Source organism: Elusimicrobiota bacterium, from assembly GCA_026388075.1.
Taxonomy (GTDB): Bacteria; Elusimicrobiota; Endomicrobiia; order Endomicrobiales; family JAPLKN01; genus JAPLKN01.
The window spans coordinates 1-15,541 of the sequence record JAPLKN010000128.1; the positions used below are offsets into that span (position 1 = coordinate 1).

Sequence of the window (15,541 nt, forward strand, 5' to 3'; positions counted from 1 at the left end):
TGCCCACGTTTCTCTATTTTTCTCAAATATTTTAAACGGCGCGCCGTCAAGTTTCACCAAAGCCTTTTGTATAACAGGTTTTTCTTTCCCTTTTCTTCGCTCAATGTTCATCATCATGGTAAGAGGCGTTCCTCCGCATTCCCACATATTCGTATCCTTAACTAGTTTTTTAATTGACGAGATATAGCCGGTAAAACCGTTTAATGCTAGCACGGCAGATGTATAACCTAACGCGTAGGTATAATTTGCGTCAAAATTTGACGGTGCCCCGCAGCGTCCTTCATAACCGAAAAAATGAGTAATCGCGGAAAATTTGCCCTGATATTGGCCGGTTTTTTTCAGTTCTGAAAGCTTGCTTTTCACCATTTCAACCAGAAGCTTTTCAGTTTCAATTTGTGATACTTGAACATTTCCGTGAGGGTCTCGGTCAAGCATAAGCTGGGCTTCAATGGAATCCGGAAGCGACTTCATAAGCTCTGCGAGATGGCCGGGAAGTTTGGTATATACTAAGCTTCTCTTTTCCTCAATGTGGGATAAAGCATTTATGCTTTCTTCGTTCTCCGCAAGGACATCGTTTAGCGCAGTTATAAGCTCTTTCATTTCCGGTATAAACTCAATCAGGCCTTCAGGCACTAAAATAACGCCGAAATTTTTCTTTTGTTCTGCCCGACGAACAATAATATTGGTTATATTATCTACAACTTGGGAAAGTGTCATATTTTTTGCAAGCACTTCTTCGCCTATTAAAACAATATTCGGCTGGGTTTTAAATCCGACTTCCAATGTTATGTGAGAAGCGCTTCTCCCCATTAAACGGATGAAATGCCAATATTTGCGCGCCGAGTTAACATCGCGGCATATATTTCCGGCAAGCTCGGAATATATCTTAGTTGCCGTGTCAAACCCGAATGATGTTTCAATGTTTTCGTTTTTCAAATCGCCGTCAATTGTTTTGGGAACGCCTATAATGCTGATATTCGTTTGCTCATTTTTCAAATATTCCGCCAAAAGAGCTGCATTTGTATTGGAATCGTCGCCGCCGATAACAACTAGCGCATCAATTTTATTATCTACGAGATTTTTCTTTGTCAATTCAAACTGTTCAGGCGATTCTATTTTGGTACGGCCGGACTGTATTATGTCAAACCCGCCGGTGTTCCTGTATTCATTCATTAAAGGAGCGGTTATTTCTTTCATTTTATTTTCAAGAATGCCTGAAGGCCCCCCTAAAAAACCAATGAGCTTGTTTTTTGTATTCGCTTTTTTCAAGCCGTCAAAAATTCCCGCAATAACGTTGTGCCCGCCAGGAGCTTGGCCTCCGGAAAGTACTACGCCTACTTTAACAGTTTTTCTTGAGACGGGACTATTTATCCCTTTAGCAAAAGTTACGCAAGGTAATCCGTAAGTAGTAGCGAAAAGGTTTTTTACTTCATCCTTATGGGCAATGCTTTCCGTTGCTTTGCCGAATTTTAGTTTTACCGAAGACGGGCCGCCTTTTAATACCTCGGGCAGTACCGGCTTAAATTTTGATCTTTCAATTTGAAGTTCCGAAATTTTAAGCTGTTTTTCCACTGCAATTCCTCCGCTCCCCGATGTATCGGGGCGACGTCTCGCATCACTCCTTCGGAGCGGGCGGACCGTCATTTTTTTCTATTTTTTCCCAACTTTAACTACTTCCTGGCTGATTATAGATTCACTTCCGCCGAAACCAAAGATGCCCAGCCACAGATCCCATATAGGATTATTGGCATAATTTTTATAGTTTGAATTTTTTAACACGTATTGGCTGACAGGAGAATTCAAAAGCATTCTTCCGCTGTTTTCCTTATAACTGACTATTGAAAAAATAGAAAAATCCGGGTCCGGGAAAATATCCATATATGGGCTTAAACGAAACCCGATATAGAAGTACTTCATTTTTTTGAAACTTTCCTTTCCTGCCGTTACCGGGTATTCATTTATTTCCCCGTTGCGGTATATAGTTAAAACCAAGGTCTGTCCGGGAATCACCGAATCAACCATCTTCCTTAAAACACGGACATTCTTTATTTTTCTTCCCTGTAATTTTAATATGAGATCCCCTTCTTTAATGCCCGCCTCGCCTGCGGGCGTGTTTTCCGTTATTTTTGTAACTATCACTGCTCCTTTTTGATTTTTCTTTATTTCATCAGGTAATGCCGGGACTAACTCTCTTTCATCTTTCAGCGAAGGAGGCATTTTTATGAAAGGTTTTTTTGCGGTTTCATATTCGCCTCCTATCCAACCCCTGTGCAATAAAGGACGATTCGCCGCACAGCCGGACATTATCACTAAAATTGATGTTCCCAAAAACAAAATGGATTTTACCCTTATTAATGCCACAATCTCTCCATAGCTTTGGACTTAATAATGGAATGAGCTGATATTATACATAAATTTTTAAAAAGCATCTAATTTTTCAGTTTGATAAACTTATGGAGCCCATACCTGCTCCATCTTTGGCGGATTTCGCCAAAGTATCCACCTTCGCTAAACGTGTCAGCAATTATCGCGGCTATCTCCGCCTTCGCTTTACGTTTCGGCAATAGACACAGCTATTCGCTTTATTGCCTCAACAGCTTCTGCGGACAGGCTGCCGCATTGCTGACACAGCAGTTCGACAGGCTCACTGTACTGAGCGAAGTCGAAGGACTTCTGTGGATTACCCTTTTTGCATTTCCACAAAATATGTATATATCTCCTCCATGAAATTACCCAACTCAAGCTGGGCTATTTTTGCTAAGGCGGGTAAGAAACTTTGCTTTCAGCATGCTTTCAGCCCATTCGCCTTCGGATGTAGAATCCCATATAATTCCGCCGCCGACACCCATTTCCCCCTGATCTCCGTCTAAAAGAAGAGTTCTTATGGGAACATTGAAATATAACGTCCTGTCAGGAGCTATAAATCCGATGGCGCCCGTATATATTCTTCTTTCTTCTCCTTCAAGCTGGCGAATTATCTCCATTGCCCGTATTTTAGGAGCTCCGGTAACCGACCCTGAAGGAAAAATCGCTTTGAATAATTCATATAAAGAAATATTTTGATCAACATTGGCAGAAACCGATGAAGTCATCTGGTAGAGTGTGGTATACGGAGCCACTTCAAACAACCGTTTCACCCAAACCTTATCAGCGATACGCCCAAGATCATTTCGTAAAAGATCCGCTATCATTACATTTTCAGCCCGATTTTTTTTGTCATATTTTAGGCGGTATCCCGCTGCCAAATCGGAGATAAAGTTATTTCCCCGCGGCCATGTCCCCTTCATCGGCTTGGTGTTTACGATTCTCCCTTTTTTGTGGACAAACATCTCGGGAGACAGTGAAAGTATTTTAAACTTTTCAGTTTCAATATATGCGGGATATGGAACCGGCTGTTCAACAAGAAGCTGACGGAAAAGCGAAAGAGCATCTCCCTTAAACGCAAACTTCATTTTATGGCAATATGTGATTTGGTACACATCTCCCGTTGAAATAAAACTCCGTATGCTATGAATATCGTTATGATAATCTTCAAAAGAAATAGAGGGATGGATGTTTGAAATACTAAATGGATTTTTGGCTTTTTTCAAAAAATCGTTGGCTTGAAACGGCTTTTCATAACATCCCATATATATCAGCGGAAAAGAATAGTTTATTTCCTGATCAAGTTTTTCCTCAAAGCTATATCCCGCTTCATAAGAAATAAATCCCGCCAAATAATAACCTTGATTAAGAAAAGAGTCCATTTTTTCAAAGGTTTTTTTAATTTCTGAGGTTTTACGGCAGGTAATAATTTCCTTATGGGAATCAAAAAGGTAAGGTTTGTTATCAAACTTTGTATATACAATCACGGAGCATCTCCTGACGGCCTGGGTGCCTATACAGAAATATTTTATTAAAATAAAATAGCGTACTGTAAAAATAAATCCTTTTGACAAAATTTTATTTTCTTGGTATTATCAACCCGAGAACCGCGATTGGTTATGCGAACCGAGACGAAAAAGCTCAAAATATTTTTGTTCAAAAAGTTGCGAGCATACCCCCCAGTGGTCTGTAAGCAACTTTTTGGACGAAAAGATGAAGTGATTTTTTCGGAGAATTCCATAATCCAATTGTGTTTCTCGGGTTAAAACATTTTATGATAAAAAATTTGACCAGCAAACTTTTCAGGCTTAAAGACCTAAATTCAATCCTTGCGGAAAGCCACGTTCCGGAACACCGGCTGAAAAAAGCCCTGGGCCCCGTTGAACTTATTTTATTCGGCGTCGGTGTTATTATCGGCGCAGGTATTTTTGCAACAATCGGAACCGCGGCTGCGGGCGATGCTTTACGTCCCGGCGCAGGCCCGGCACTGATACTTTCGTTTGCAATCACCGGCGTTGCCTGCGGATTTGCGGCGCTTTGCTATGCTGAACTTGCATCCCTTGTGCCGATTTCAGGAAGCGCTTACACATATTCCTATGCCTCGTTCGGAGAACTGATTGCCTGGATAATCGGCTGGGACCTTATGCTTGAATACTGCGTTGGAAGCATAGCCGTATCCATAAGCTGGTCCGGATATTTCGTGGGATTATTACACAGCATGGGAATTGATCTTCCGGCTTGGATTACTTTTGATTTCCGTTCGGCTATGCACGGGTTCAATAAAGCTGCGGCATTATTGCAGAGCGGGGTTCCGTTCACTGAACTTCAACCTGCGCTTCAAAAAACATTTACTGCGGTGCAAAACGCTCCGCATATTTTGGGTATTCCGATTATTTTTAACCTGCCGGCAAGCGCGATTGTGCTTTTATTGACTGTTCTTTTGGTAAGAGGCATCAAGGAAAGTTCAAGGTTCAATATTGTTATTGTTACAATTAAACTTTTAGTGCTTGGTTTTTTTGTGGTTTTGGGCTCTTTTTTTATAAAACCGGAAAACTGGACTCCGTTTTCGCCGAACGGATTTGCCGGAATAAAAGCCGGTGCGGCAATCGTCTTTTTCGCTTTTATAGGATTTGACTGCGTTTCAACGGTTGCCGAAGAAACGCGAAATCCAAGAAGGGATATGCCGATAGGAATAATCGGCTCGCTAATAATATGCACTATCATTTACATACTTGTGGCGGCAGTTTTTACAGGGATAATGCCTTTTTCCGCGTTGAAAGGCGCTCTCAGCCAGGAAAAAGCTGAACCTTTAGCTTTGGCTCTTCGTCATATAAATCTTAACTGGGCGGGAATTGTTGTCGCTTTCGGCTCTATTGCTGCACAGCTTGCCGTTTTACTTGTCCTTCAGATGGGGCAGGCAAGGATTTTCTTTTCAATGGCGCGTGACGGACTGCTTCCGGACATTTTTGCTCGAGTTCACAAAAAATTCAAAACCCCTCATGTAACCACCATTGCCGCCGGACTCATAATTGCCACGGTTGCAGCACTAACCAATATTGAAGAAATGGTTGACTTGACGAATATCGGAACATTGTTTGCATTTTGCCTGGTATGTTTCGGAGTTATAATCCTTCGCGTAAAAGAACCCCATAAACCCAGAGTATTTAAAGTGCCTTTCAGCCCGATTGTTCCGCTTTTAGGCGTTGCTTCCTGCATTTTCCTTATGACCGGCCTTCCGAACATTACTTGGACCAGATTTGTTATTTGGCTTGTTTTAGGACTATTTGTCTTTTTCTCATACAGCTTCAGGCATAGTTTGCTTCATAAAACCGAACATCATACTCATCCGCATCATCATACTCCCAACACTTAAGCAATCTGTTCAACAATAAAGTTATAATAAAAAAAGAAGGACGTTTTTCATCGCTGAGAAACTCAGACCAATAAAACCGTCCTTCTTTTAAGAACCTATTTCGTTGCTGCTGGTGCTGCCGGTTCTTCTTTCGTCCCTTTCTTCATCATTTTTTCTTTCTTTTTCTCCCTCATCTTTTCCATCTTTGCTTTGTGCTCTTCCATCATCTTGTCGTGCTTTGTCACCTGCTCGGGTGTCAGTACTTCCTTAAGCTTCATGTTGTAGTCGTCCATTATAATCTTTTCAGCATCCATCATTTTTTTCTTTTCCGCCATCATCTTGTCGCTTTTGTCTTTCATAAGAGCGGAGATCTTGTCTTTTTGCTCAACTGTAAGATTAAGATCCTTGGTCATCTTGTCGAGTTTTTCCTGATGCTTTTTTTCCATGGACTGTTCGCTCTTGCCTTCCCATTTTTCGTCAGCAAATGCTACCGTGCAGACTGACGCCGCAAAAATACATGCCATCAACATCGCAATTACTCTTTTCATATTTTTCACCTCCTTTTTCACTTTATTAGACACTTAACAAAACTAAAAAGTTTCATTTCGTAAATATCCCGGCTGGTAAATTATTTCTGTTCCAAATGAAACTTATGTAAAAATCTGTGTATAATCGGCGCAAATATAATTGCAGCGATGGTGATTAGCGCTAAACCGCTATACAGGGCATAAAATCCCGCAAATATTTTTCCTGAGGAAGTTTTTAACGGTTCAAATGGCCCCATGCCCGAAAGAATCATTGCTGCATTAACAAAAGAATCTACCCAGCTTAGATTTTCGTAATAGTGATAACCCCACATACCGATGAAAAGCGAAATCGCTATCAGGCATATGCCGGCCAATGTGCTGTAAACCATTCTCCAAATCAAACGTTGTATTGATATGAGAGGATGGCTATGGTGTTCAAACATAAGAAAATTCCTTTTTTATACAAAAAACTCTATACTTATTTTTTTAACTGCTAATATAATTTAGCAAACTTGATTCCATTTTGCAAGAACATACCTATTTATCGCCAAATTTAATCTTTAACTATTTACTGCCTGATCTATCCTCCAAATTTTGACAAAAGCAATATTTATTTATAAAATTCTGTCACCATAAATAGGTAATATCATGAGAAAATATTTTAACAAAATAGCGATAGCTGTTATTTTATTTTTTTTAATCTTTTGTATGTACCTGCGGGCGGAAAACCTTACCCTATGTTATCATCAATTCGACAATTCGCTTGACGAACTTTACTCGGTATTGCCCGATGTGTTTGAATGGCAGATCGACTATATCAAAGAAACCGGCATCCCAATTGTTCGCCTAAGCGATTTCTCGGACAATCCACAGAAGTACACTTCGCTGGGCAATAAGAACATTTTGCTGACGGTCGATGACGGCAAGAAAAACACCATTAATATTCTTCCGTTTATCAAAGGCAGTCAAGTCCCTATTTCACTATTTTTGTCTCCGGGTCTTTTGAATAAGACTAACGAGTATATGACTTTTCAGGATATCGCTGAGTTCCAGAAACTTTACTGGGTTGATTTCGGCAGCCATGGCTACACGCACCCGCTCCTTACGCGCTTGGATGAAAAGTCGCTCAACCAAGAAATTGCCGTATCTCGTCATGAACTTGAAAAACTGGTTGACAGAAAAATTGAAACATTTGCATATCCCTTCGGAATGTTCGATAACCGTTCAAAAAACATCGCAGAAAAAAACTATAAGCTCGCATTTGGCGTTATGGATGGAACAAACAAAGAAACAACTGATAGGTATAACTTGAAACGTTATGTTATCTACAGAAACACGACCTTTGGCGAGTTTATACATATTATCAATCAAATAAACAAGAATTCCTCGGGCCGAAATTACGAAGTAAAAAACCTCGGTCTCGAGCGAGGCCCGGCTAAGTATTTCGTTTTCTATAAAACGCGGCTTTTTAAATTCCCCCAAGAGGAAAAAGAAAAAACCTTGATAGTTGTCCCTAGCTCGCATATAGGTGCGGGATGGATATATAGAAGCATCGAAAACGCGCTTAAATCGGGGTTTCAAAGCTATGTCATCGTAAACAGGAATAATAATATCCCTTTTTACCGTCCTGACAAAGAGATGAAGACAATTCAATCCTGGGGACTAAATACTTATGTCGCAGATTTTAAAGAGACTCTGGATTCTATAGCGGAAAAAAATAAAAAGGCTGTTATTCTTACTTGGAACGACGGGTTCGACCTAGTACTTGAGTTGCTGAAAAAAGACACGGGATACCGCAATCTTGTCAAAGGGATAATTGTCGTCAATCCGTCGGTAATCGGTATTGATGACGCAAGACACATCAAACAAAATATAAAGTACTACGACAGGTTATTAAAAGCAGGGGAATATGCCACGGAAGACCTCAAATTTTTTCTTAAGATAAAAACCTTATGCGATTTGGCGGTTCTGAAACCAACTGAAAAAAGCCCTTTCAGCCAAGGCCTTGGCTACAGTAGCATGTCCAACAAAGAACTGTTGAGCAAGGTTTTTGACGATTCAGACCATCCTGACCTTTCTCTGGATTCCGCGGGGAAGGAATACTCAATGAATGATTTCAATCAGGCCTTCATGCAGCCTTTGCCGCTGTTCAGCATGGTTGTTCCTCTCTCATATCTAAAAGATATAAACGAGTTGCATCGTAGCGATACATATTCGGGAAACGCTGATAAGTTAGCACCTTTGCCGATTTTTTATGTTTATAGTTCCGCCTACCGCCGCAATGTAGAAAAATTTAAGACTACTTTTGCTAATGCAAAGGAGCAAAAAGAATACTATTTTGACGACATTTCCACTATCGAGATTATGTTATCGGGAAAATTCTCGCGAATAGTCACTGATAACGCCTTAAGGATGTTATCCGATAAAAAATAATATTTCCTTCCCAAAGAGTATCTAAAACCCGGTCAAAACCGCTAAAAATGAAAAAGAGCAAGGTTATTTCCCTTGCTCTCTCTTTATGATAGCTTATTCAATTTTTTTGATTCACATTTTGGCAAGTTGTTTTCTTTCTGTTTTTCTGAAAATATACACTCCATTGACCCGGGGATCAAAACGAGTAATCGGCCCGAAATTATGCCATGTCAGTTCGGGACGAGTCATATCACGCCCAAAGACTGGAAGTATTGTGTATTTTTTACCCTGCGGATCAATTTCATATATGAAAGAACCGCGGGAAAAATATTTTAATAGCCCATAGGGAATTTTTATATAGTCAAAAACAACGATCCAATCAGGATAGGATTCATCAATATATTTAAGCCCGTTAACAGGCTTTAATTTTTCACGGCTAAGGTGTGTGTATTTAGGCCCAAGTCCTACCCAGCTCAATGTTTCATTGTATTGAGGTGAAGAATCGCGCAAAAGGCCCTGCATCTTCAGATTGTCTCCTAAGTAGAAATGAAGGACATTCATTGTGTATTCAGGATAAGAGTATACAATATCGTCCTTCCTTGCATTCGTTTTCAGGTAATGCACAGCGGCATCGTACGGGGTCTCGTAATCATTACAAAACTCTGTGATCAATGCCGGCAACAACCACTTTTTGGGCGGATGAAAAGACAAAGCATTTGAAGACAACAATACGACCAGAAAAAAAATGCCTATATATCTGCCATATCCCATTCCATGAAACATATAAAGGAGAGTGCCAATAACACCCGAACAAAACGGTAGCAACGATATGAAGTATCTAATTGCAACACCAGTACCACTTTTAACCGAAATTACAGAAAGTGCCAGAACATATCCAAGTATCATCACTAACCATTCGTACACTGACCTGGGAAAACTTAATTTTTTTTGTAGTAATTTTGCGGCGAGTATCCCGATAATCAGCATTCCAATCGGCAGATATCCGGATAGATCGAGCAGCATTAGATTCCTATATAGAACTTCCTTTATCCCTAAAGGAACTAAAAGATTTGTTGTCGCATGATCGTAACGTTCCCATATCAGATGTTGCAGCGCGTATGGGACCGTCAGCAATGCAAATAGAAGTATAGCTTCGCTTACTTTAATGCATTTCTTTAAAGTAAAATGTCTCGCGTAAAAAATCATGTGCACCAAGATAATACCAAATACCATTGCTGCGCAAATTAATGCATTAGAATAAAATAGCAGCACAAACGCTATAGATGATAACAGATACCATTGCAACTTATCATCTTTTATGGCACGACGATATAGATAGTAACCTGCCATGCCAAAGAACAGACACAAAGCATAATAACGGCATTGCCGAATATTTAATAAAAATGAATATGAAAAAGCTGTAAGTATCAGAGTGTAAATACGTAACGCAGGTTCTTTACTGAAATCTTCCAGTAAAAGAAGCCAAAGCATTAAGAGAGATGCGATACCTAAAAGCACAAACAAAAATCGGCCGGCAGAATTTAAGAAACCAAATAATTTAAATCCGGCGGCAGCAACTATATAGCCCAGCGGCTGCTCAATACTGCGAAGATTTTTGTCCAGCAGCCCGCCATTTCTATATGTACAAAGGTTCCTCCCGTCCCACCCTGTAAAAGTTCCGGTTGCAAGATAGTTTTTTGCGAAAATAGCATTTGCTGCTTCATCGTCCCAATAATTATTGTTTCCCAAATCAACAACTCCCAAAAACAGCGATATAAGAATAATACTTCCAGCAATAATATGCTCCGAATATTTTTTAGAGAAAAACTTTTTTATGAAGGATGCCATAAAAGCTACTTTATTCCTAATGATTTTTGTGTCATTATTTACTATTAATGTGAAATAAATCAAATTAAAAAGAGAAAGGGAGTTATTCTGTTCTCTAGTAACTAAAACGTACCAAGGGTAGAGTTTTTATTCATCTTAAGAATCACGAATAAAATTCATAAAAAAATAAATGTAAATAAGAGCTAAATATTATTATTTTTATCTGGATGTTTTCTCTCAGTCTTTCTGAAAATGCTCACCTCAACTACTTGTGGGGCAAAATTAGTAATCGATCCGAAATTATGCGCTCTTATGTTAGGGTCACTCAGATTGTCTGAACCTTGAAGGATAATATATTGTTGTTCTTTGATATTGATTCCGTATACAAAAGGGCCACGAGAAAAATATTTTAATATCTCTGGAACAAGTTGTTTGTTATTTTGAAAAATAACGATCCAATCTGGATAGGATTCATCAATATATTTAAGACCGTCAATTAGACTCAATTTTTCTGCATGAAGATGCGTATATTTATGGCCAAAATACCAATTTAATGTATCCTTATGAAGTTGTGATGTATTACGCAAACGCCCCTGCACTATGATCTTGTTTCCTAGGTAAAATTGGAAAACATTTAGGTTACATTCGTCATTGCAATATATAATATCATTCCTTTTTGCGTGTTTTGCTAAGTAGCTTACAGTGACATCAATGTAAGTCTGATAACCATTAAAAAACTCTTTTAAAAGTGCTGGCAACAACCACATTTTACGAGGATAAAAAGATAAAACATTTGAAGATAATAATATTATTAGAAAAAAAATACTAATGAGCCTGCCATATCGTATTCTATGAAAATAATATAGAAAAGTCCCGATAATACTCGAACAAAACGGTAAAAGTATTATCATATATTTAGGCTCACCCCGGCCCCCGCAGTAAGCAGCAACAACCGAAAGCGTGAGCACATATCCAAGTATTAGAATTGCCCATTCATAAATTATTTTTGGTAATTTTTGTTTTTTTTGAAAGTAATATATCACAAATATCCCAATAATTATCACTCCTAAAGGCAAATATTCATAATTATCAAGATTTATAAAGGATCTAAATAGTATCATAACTATTTTAGCGGGAATCAAAAACGTTCTAAATAACATTTCCCAAAAAGGTAAGAACCCTAACAAATCTAATCCGCATAACTCTTTTATCGACAAAAAAATAGCTTTTGTCGTAAAAGAAAGATCTTCTATTCTATAATCATAACGTTGCCATATATGATAATGGAAAGCATATGGTACGGTCAATAAAACAAATAAGACTATTGACCATCCAATTTTTAAATGTTTTCTAAAAATAAAGAACTTCTCATAAAAAACTATTTGTATGATAAAAACAGAACCTAGCATCGCTATGCATGCCAAAAAATTGGAATAAAATAACATTACAAATGTCAAAGCTGACAACAGATACCAATACAATTTATCATCTTTCATAGCACGACGATACAAATAGTACGCAGCTAATCCAAAAAATAGACATAAAGCATAATAACGACATTGTCGGATATGTAATAGAAATGGAGTTGAAAGTCCAGTAAGGACCATTGTGTATAAACGAATAGCTGGTTCGTTTGGAAACTCTTTAAGTAGAAGAAACCACAAAATTATAAGAGACGCTATACCGAAAAAAACAAAAGGTAAACGTCCAGCGAAATTCGAAAAACCAAATAATTTAAATCCTATTGCTGCAACAATATATTGTAAAGGCGGGTTGATACTTCGAAGATTGTCATCAAGTAATGCTCCGTTACGATAAGTGTAAAGATTTCGTCCGTCCCAACCTGTAAAAGTTCCGGTTGCAAGAAAGTTTTTGGCAAAAATACCCGTTTCCGCTTCATCATCCCAATAACTGTTATTACCTAGTCCCTTTAACCCTAGAAAAAGCGCGAAAATAATGGTAATTCCAACAATAACATATTCAAGGTATTTTTTAGAGAAAAACTTCTTAATAATAAGTATCATAAAAACTGCCTTATTCCTAATCATCTTTGTGTAATTATTTACTAATAATATGAGATGAGAAAAACAAATTAAAAAAGAAGGGAGTTTCTCCTTCTTCTTCCTTTCAAACGCAGTTCGATTCGTTCAAAGACGCTGCTCATTTGATTCTATTCCGAACTGTTGATGTTATTTTACCAAACATGATTCACGGTTGCAAGCGCAAGAACATCTGACCGCTCTCCCGCCACGGCGGGACTCCATTGAACTTGATTTGAGGAAGTCGTCGCACTGTTTATACTGAGCTTGTCGAAGTACTCTTTTCCGGCTTTCCCTTCCCCCGATATCTTTGCTTCGCAAAGAGAAGCAATCGGGGTCAGGTGGGCTCCCTCGCCCGCTCAAAACGATTTATTTTTTTATTCCCGCGCGCTTTAAGGAGTTTCTTTCGGGCTCGTCCGCCCTCTGTTGCTTCGCAGCAGTAAAGCCGTACGACTTAGCCCTCGCCACCCCCGTTTAGGGGTCGTTGCCGTGCGGGAAACTGCGGATACACTCCGCCCTCCGCAAAGCTTCCCATTTGCTACGGGCGGGTCCTCGTTCCCTTATTCGCTCGTCGCTTCTCGCTCGCCATTCCGCAACTCGCCCGAATGTATTTGGCTCGTTGCTCCATAATCGGCGGCTCGAAAGCTTCCTCGCCCCTTTATCGCCCCGATACATCGGGGCAATTCGGGCGGCAACTTGGCGTTGGCTCGCAGACTGCCCAATTAACTAAATGACTTATTGGGTAAAGCCCCTTCCCCCCAACCCCGCTAATGCGGGGTTTAGTACCCTCGGTCGCCTACTCCCTCGCCCAAATTCGGGCTACGGGTTGGGCGGGCAAGGGCCAGTCTGCTTTATTACCCCCCTTCCCCAAAGATCTTCCTTAATTTTTGGACTTCAAAAATATCTTAGAAAAGTACTAACTTTAATATCTGCCTATGCCAACAATCTTTTCAGGTTATCCCACTCCCATTTATATAAACTTCCAGCATTCTGAACTGGAGTGTAATTTCCATCTTTGTAACCGATTACCTGAACAATAGGTATCGACCACTTACGAGCTAAAGCAACTTCTTTAAGAACTCCTGGAGCCTTATAGGTCTGCGAGCCTACCATAACTAGAACCAAATCAGAGCCCTTGATTTTTGTTTCAGCTCGTTCAAGCCAGTCTTTTTCTGGTGCAGCCTCCTTCAAGGACGCATCAGAAATCTCGAAAGGTGAATCAGGCAATTTCGACTGTCCAATAATAAATTCCTTTAGAGCCCTGTCATTATCAAAATCAAAGCTTACAAACACCCTTTTCTTACCCATTTTACTTTCCTCCTTAGCTATCTGCTTATTAACAGACGCTCTGTCCTTATTCCAAACCACAGCAACTATTTCAAAACAATCACTTTTGCCAACAATATCAATACACTTAGAACAAGATAAAATCCCCAGACAGAGAAAGATTTCATAGCTTCAATTTGCAGAATCGATTGATTTCCTTCAGGCACAACCGAAAATAAATCCTCAGCCGTCAATGTCTTGTTGTGAATTTTTTTAATAAAAGTATTATAAGCATTTCTGAATCCTTTTTCTAAAGCAAGGTAATAAACATCAAGTGCCAAAAAGAGCAACGTAGGTATAAATGCAAGAAAAGCGAAATTCGGCTTACCTTTATCAGCTACTAAAACAAGAATTGCGGAAACGATTGTTATGCACCAAGTTTTTGCTGACGTGCTATTTGTAGCCATTCGTACGATAACCCCCTGCAAAATCCCGAGATGCGTTTGCACAGAAGGTGAGCTTTCCGAAATTTGATTGTCTACATTTTTGTCATTCATGTTCGCTCCATACTCAATTTTGCTTTCCAGTATATTAAACTAGATAATTTCGTGCATATTGTTTAGCGTGCGTATTTTCAGACGATACGTACTCGTTTACGCACGCTTTGTGCACGCCTTACGCTCGATTTGCGCACGAATACGCACGACTTCCTTAACGTAATTCATGGAGTCCTGATTTATCAGGTCGGCATCCGTGCGTATTTTTCTAGCTCTTCAGCGTATATTTGCTTGCTTTTCCGGTGCCTTCGCTCTTTACAACACCCTGTTTTTCAAGCTTTTCAAGCAACCTATAGGCACGGCCCCTGTCTAAGTTAAAAACCTTTTGGCAGGTTTCGTTATCTATGCTTCCGTTGGCTTTAATGTATTCAATTATCTTGCCTTGATTGTCATTTACCAAGGTTTGATCTTCCGCTTTCTTCTTTGACGATTTCGTATATAGCCCTTTTGATGCATAGCTTCCGAACATTATGCCAAGAGCTTGAAGCGCCGTTCTGAAAAGCTCATTCGGCATCCTTGCGATTATCTTCATCTGCCAGATCGTTAAGGCAATGACAGTTAAGACTATCCAAAAGGAAACAATAAACTCGCCTCTTTTGAATCTGATGACCTGTTCTTCGGGAACTTCCTGCTCGCTTGAAGTCCAGCGGACAAATTCCTTGTATCCCGCATAAATACCCAGCAAGGCAAGATATAAACTGCTCATCAGCCCCGATGAAGTTATTGCGTTTGGAGCTTTCAAGCCCACAAGCGCACCAACACCCGGAATGAGTGTGAGCATATCCCAAAGGATAAACCCAAACTGAACAATGCTTACAAGCAATGTCAGATAAAATATTGTCTCAATCCGTTGGTTTTGAAGGTCCATTGAATGGAATTCTTTTATTTCAGACATTCATATTTTCCTTTTACAGTGATTTCTGCTGCGTACGCCATCTATTACCAATTTTTACTATCGTATCTTTATCCATCGGTTCATTTTGCCAAGCTTTATCAAAATCAATATCGTGTGAACGAGGCAGACTATTTTTTTCTAGATGGCTCATCATAATCCGGGAAGGTAGCATAGCGGCTTGCCCGACAAATATTGCTTCTCTCCTTCTTAATCCTGAAAGAACTTTGGTTAAGCCTGCCAATGAATCAGGAAGGATTGACCGCACATGATTTCTATCAACATCATTCGTAATACGTAGAACA

At 39.5% G+C, this 15,541-nt stretch carries 13 protein-coding genes; 2 read left to right on the forward strand and 11 right to left on the reverse strand.

Annotated elements, in window-relative coordinates; all coding sequences use genetic code 11:
* From NT145_07000 to pabB, 3 genes are all read right to left on the reverse strand, one after another.
* Positions 1-1,572: diphosphate--fructose-6-phosphate 1-phosphotransferase (locus tag NT145_07000; protein MCX5782433.1), on the reverse strand; the 1,572-nt coding region annotated here is incomplete at its 3' end.
* A 78-nt stretch (positions 1,573-1,650) separates the two neighbouring features.
* Complete coding sequence (locus tag NT145_07005) at positions 1,651-2,361, reverse strand: PDZ domain-containing protein (GenBank protein MCX5782434.1); 711 nt, start codon at positions 2,359-2,361, stop codon at positions 1,651-1,653.
* Positions 2,362-2,738: 377 nt separating this feature from the next.
* Positions 2,739-3,851 (reverse strand): aminodeoxychorismate synthase component I, encoded by a 1,113-nt coding sequence (gene pabB / locus NT145_07010; GenBank protein ID MCX5782435.1) that lies wholly within the window; start codon positions 3,849-3,851, stop codon positions 2,739-2,741.
* A 287-nt stretch (positions 3,852-4,138) separates the two neighbouring features.
* Here pabB and NT145_07015 point away from each other — a divergent pair, with 287 nt between their 5' ends.
* A complete protein-coding gene (locus NT145_07015) occupies positions 4,139-5,737 on the forward strand; it encodes an amino acid permease (protein ID MCX5782436.1) in 1,599 nt (532 codons plus the stop codon).
* 95 nt (positions 5,738-5,832) lie between these two features.
* On the opposite strand, the gene NT145_07020 is transcribed toward NT145_07015, so the two are convergent.
* Together NT145_07020 and NT145_07025 are read right to left on the reverse strand one after the other, a co-directional pair.
* Positions 5,833-6,264 carry a hypothetical protein gene (locus NT145_07020; GenBank protein ID MCX5782437.1) on the reverse strand — a complete coding sequence of 144 codons (432 nt, stop codon included), beginning with the start codon at positions 6,262-6,264 and terminating at the stop codon, positions 5,833-5,835.
* A gap of 80 nt (positions 6,265-6,344) precedes the next feature.
* Positions 6,345-6,686 carry a hypothetical protein gene (locus NT145_07025; GenBank protein ID MCX5782438.1) on the reverse strand — a complete coding sequence of 114 codons (342 nt, stop codon included), beginning with the start codon at positions 6,684-6,686 and terminating at the stop codon, positions 6,345-6,347.
* 205 nt (positions 6,687-6,891) lie between these two features.
* Here NT145_07025 and NT145_07030 point away from each other — a divergent pair, with 205 nt between their 5' ends.
* Positions 6,892-8,676, forward strand: a complete 1,785-nt coding sequence (locus NT145_07030; GenBank protein MCX5782439.1) for a polysaccharide deacetylase family protein — start codon at positions 6,892-6,894, stop codon at positions 8,674-8,676.
* A gap of 111 nt (positions 8,677-8,787) precedes the next feature.
* On the opposite strand, the gene NT145_07035 is transcribed toward NT145_07030, so the two are convergent.
* The 6 genes from NT145_07035 to NT145_07060 form a co-directional block, all read right to left on the reverse strand.
* The gene (locus tag NT145_07035; protein MCX5782440.1) at positions 8,788-10,503 is read right to left on the reverse strand and encodes a glycosyltransferase family 39 protein; all 1,716 of its coding nucleotides are present in this window, start codon (positions 10,501-10,503) and stop codon (positions 8,788-8,790) included.
* Between the two features lie 182 nt (positions 10,504-10,685).
* Positions 10,686-12,506, reverse strand: coding sequence for a glycosyltransferase family 39 protein (locus tag NT145_07040; GenBank protein MCX5782441.1), 1,821 nt, complete (start codon positions 12,504-12,506; stop codon positions 10,686-10,688).
* Positions 12,507-13,454: 948 nt separating this feature from the next.
* On the reverse strand, positions 13,455-13,829 hold the full coding sequence (locus NT145_07045) for a hypothetical protein (protein MCX5782442.1): 375 nt from the start codon (positions 13,827-13,829) through the stop codon (positions 13,455-13,457).
* Between the two features lie 65 nt (positions 13,830-13,894).
* The gene (locus NT145_07050; protein ID MCX5782443.1) at positions 13,895-14,344 is read right to left on the reverse strand and encodes a hypothetical protein; all 450 of its coding nucleotides are present in this window, start codon (positions 14,342-14,344) and stop codon (positions 13,895-13,897) included.
* A 208-nt stretch (positions 14,345-14,552) separates the two neighbouring features.
* The gene (locus tag NT145_07055) at positions 14,553-15,239 is read right to left on the reverse strand and encodes a hypothetical protein (protein ID MCX5782444.1); all 687 of its coding nucleotides are present in this window, start codon (positions 15,237-15,239) and stop codon (positions 14,553-14,555) included.
* A 13-nt stretch (positions 15,240-15,252) separates the two neighbouring features.
* Positions 15,253-15,541 (reverse strand): DNA helicase (locus NT145_07060; protein MCX5782445.1); only part of this gene is annotated, 289 nt, incomplete at its 5' end.

Excerpts from the sequence above, each read along its gene's own strand:
- NT145_07015 (MCX5782436.1), top strand. The coding sequence starts at position 4,139 with ATGATAAAAAATTTGACCAGCAAACTTTTCAGGCTTAAAGACCTAAAT.
- NT145_07045 (MCX5782442.1), bottom strand. The coding sequence starts at position 13,829 with ATGGGTAAGAAAAGGGTGTTTGTAAGCTTTGATTTTGATAATGACAGG.
- NT145_07040 (MCX5782441.1), bottom strand. The coding sequence starts at position 12,506 with ATGATACTTATTATTAAGAAGTTTTTCTCTAAAAAATACCTTGAATAT.
- NT145_07025 (MCX5782438.1), bottom strand. The coding sequence starts at position 6,686 with ATGTTTGAACACCATAGCCATCCTCTCATATCAATACAACGTTTGATT.
- NT145_07035 (MCX5782440.1), bottom strand. The coding sequence starts at position 10,503 with ATGGCATCCTTCATAAAAAAGTTTTTCTCTAAAAAATATTCGGAGCAT.
- NT145_07020 (MCX5782437.1), bottom strand. The coding sequence starts at position 6,264 with ATGAAAAGAGTAATTGCGATGTTGATGGCATGTATTTTTGCGGCGTCA.
- NT145_07055 (MCX5782444.1), bottom strand. The coding sequence starts at position 15,239 with ATGTCTGAAATAAAAGAATTCCATTCAATGGACCTTCAAAACCAACGG.
- NT145_07030 (MCX5782439.1), top strand. The coding sequence starts at position 6,892 with ATGAGAAAATATTTTAACAAAATAGCGATAGCTGTTATTTTATTTTTT.
- NT145_07050 (MCX5782443.1), bottom strand. The coding sequence starts at position 14,344 with ATGAATGACAAAAATGTAGACAATCAAATTTCGGAAAGCTCACCTTCT.